Annotated in this window: 2 protein-coding genes and 1 pseudogene; 2 read left to right on the forward strand and 1 reads right to left on the reverse strand. The window is 45.8% G+C overall.

The annotated features are described in order from the left end of the window. Positions 1-123: 123 nt before the first annotated feature. A pseudogene (locus J1785_RS01670) lies at positions 124-524 on the forward strand (transposase); the annotation flags it as partial. A gap of 133 nt (positions 525-657) precedes the next feature. Here the strand turns inward: J1785_RS01670 and J1785_RS01675 are convergent. Next, positions 658-1152: a 2-thiouracil desulfurase family protein gene (locus tag J1785_RS01675; protein WP_217218665.1), complete on the reverse strand. Its 495-nt coding sequence runs from the start codon at positions 1150-1152 to the stop codon at positions 658-660. A gap of 333 nt (positions 1153-1485) precedes the next feature. On the opposite strand from J1785_RS01675, the gene J1785_RS01680 reads away from it, so the two are divergent. Then, on the forward strand, positions 1486-2154 hold the full coding sequence (locus J1785_RS01680; protein ID WP_217218666.1) for a class I SAM-dependent methyltransferase: 669 nt from the start codon (positions 1486-1488) through the stop codon (positions 2152-2154). Positions 2155-2360 lie beyond the last annotated feature (206 nt).

Raw genomic sequence — 2360 nt, forward strand, 5'->3', positions numbered from 1 at the left:
TGTCAGTTCCGTTTGAAAAAATTCCAATAATCGGAGTGTATGTTGCTGTTGTAGTCCCTCCTGAATTTAGTCTTACTGCTTGATAGAGTTCTCTGGTTAAAATACTACCAAAGGAGGCTCATCATGAAGAAAGCGCGTTTCACTGAAACTCAGATCCTGCGAGTTCTAAAAGAAGTTGAAGGGGGTCGGCACGTTAAGGATGTGTGCCGCGAAAACGGCGTGTCGGAAGCCAGCTATTACAACTGGAAATCTAAATACGGCGGTATGGAGTCCTCTGATATCAAACGAATGAAAGAGCTGGAAGAGGAAAACCGCCGATTAAAGCAGATGTATGCCTTCTTGAGCTTAGATCATGAAATTCTTAAGGATGTTGTTTCAAAAAAACTTTAGCGGTGTCCGAAAAGCGTGAGTTGGTGCGTTACGTCATGACGGAACATCAGGCCAGCGAACGACGCGGGTGCCGGATTATCGGTATAAGTCGAAGCCTGTTGCATTATTCCCCGAACACGGTACGGGATCTGCCCGGGTGACCTGCACCCCTTTGATTAACGCACTTTACTGTTCGTGACTTCCGCTTTTGGCACTAAGCGGCCTGAGAAGGTGTCCAGGAATAAACAAAAAAGCTGATTTCTTTTCGTATCTCAATGAAAAATATGTTCAGCGTTCTTTCTCATCAATCCAGGCAATGAGATCGGCGAGCCTCTTCTCAGAAAACACGGCTATACCATGTTCAGTGAGTAGCGAAGCTGCGACTCCCATACCTGACTTACGTTGGCCGCTAAATGAACCGTCATAGATGAATTGGCTACCGCATGTTGGACTGCCGTCGGTTAACAACGCAGCGGTACAACCTGACTCCTGAGCTGTACGTAATGCCAACCAGGCGGCAAGCTGATAGTGCTCAGTTACATCCTGCCCCGTAATTTCAAGTATTCTGACCTGCGCCTTCATTACGTCTTTACCATCAGTAGAAACAATCTCAGCTGAGGGACGTGGAATTGGCAACCCAGCGGCCAGTTCAGGACAGTGGATCACAAGACGCTGCTCTTTCTGCCAGCGCTGCAACTGATCGGTCATTTGTGCTTTCTCACTTCCGTCATAGCGCACCTTGAACCCCATTAGGCAAGCACTTACCAGTATTCTATTTATCATCGTTATCGTATATCAGGGCAAATGAATGCTTGAATTATAACACTTTCACTTTTTACATAGACATGCCTGTGGCAGGGTCAATACGTCGCTAAGAGTGAAAAGCGGACCGTACGCCGTTGTCACAAAAATATCTCGCCAGGGATAACAACGATATGGCTGAAAACAGTGTGCCTTGAGCACGGGCAACGGTTCAATATGACTCTCAATCCATAACTTTTCCTCTACAGGAGACACTGCGGCGCTGTCGCTTTACCTTTATTGTCGTCTTCATATCCACGTTATTTGGCTATACAGTAACAGCTGATTATTTGCTGAGTATAAGGCATGTCCAATATGAATATTTACGAGAAACAGTATCGTGAACTGATAGCGAACGGTGCTACAGCATGGGCTGGAGATGGTTATGTAAGGGCGAAAGAACAGCAGGAACGGGTGTTTTCCTGGCTCAGCATACATGAATATCTTCCACCATCTGGAGCAAAGGTTCTTGAGCTTGGATGTGGAAATGGCGCAATGGCAGCGCAGTATCTCGCCGAGCATGGTTATGAAGTTTGGGGAGTAGATTTAGCTGAAACTGCAATCAAATGGGCTGAAGAACGCTTTCAACAAGCTAATCTCACCGCCCATTTTATTGTTGGTGATGTCTGCAACCTACCTCAATTTTCAGATTTAGAATTTGATCTGATTGTTGATGGTAGTTGTTTGCATTGTCTTATTGGAGACGCCCGGCAACGCTGCCTGGCTGAAGTAAAACGAGTTCTTAAACCCAAAGGGCACTTTGTGATCAGTTCCATGTGTGGGAGCCCCCACAACCCTGAAGACATTGACTGTTATGATATCGAAAAACATCAATTGCTAAAGAATGGTCAACCTTGGCGTACCTTACGACCACTTCAGGCATTGCTGGATGAGGTGCGGGAAGCACAATTTACCGTTCGCGCTACAAAGATTAATAATAACCCATGGTGGGATCATGCAACTCTCGTTTGCTCTGCACTCTAAGCTCATCCAATTGGTAAGATTGATAAAGTGTAATGTGATTGTTAAGCACCAAGCTAACTCCTGGCAGTTATGAGCGAAGTATAGTCATTCGCACCCTGAGAATTACACTTTGAAGTGATTCAGGGTATGCGCTTACTGGTTACGAATATTGAGCGAGAATCATGCGATGATCGCCGCTTTTCTTTCGAGCCAGTAGGTGCTCCACG

The sequence above is a fragment of the Rahnella perminowiae genome (assembly GCF_019049755.1).
GTDB classification, from domain to species: domain Bacteria; phylum Pseudomonadota; class Gammaproteobacteria; order Enterobacterales; family Enterobacteriaceae; genus Rahnella; species Rahnella perminowiae.

Bases quoted from the DNA above. Each gene is read 5' to 3' on its own strand.
- J1785_RS01680 (WP_217218666.1), top strand. From the start codon at position 1,486: ATGAATATTTACGAGAAACAGTATCGTGAACTGATAGCGAACGGTGCT.
- J1785_RS01675 (WP_217218665.1), bottom strand. From the start codon at position 1,152: ATGATAAATAGAATACTGGTAAGTGCTTGCCTAATGGGGTTCAAGGTG.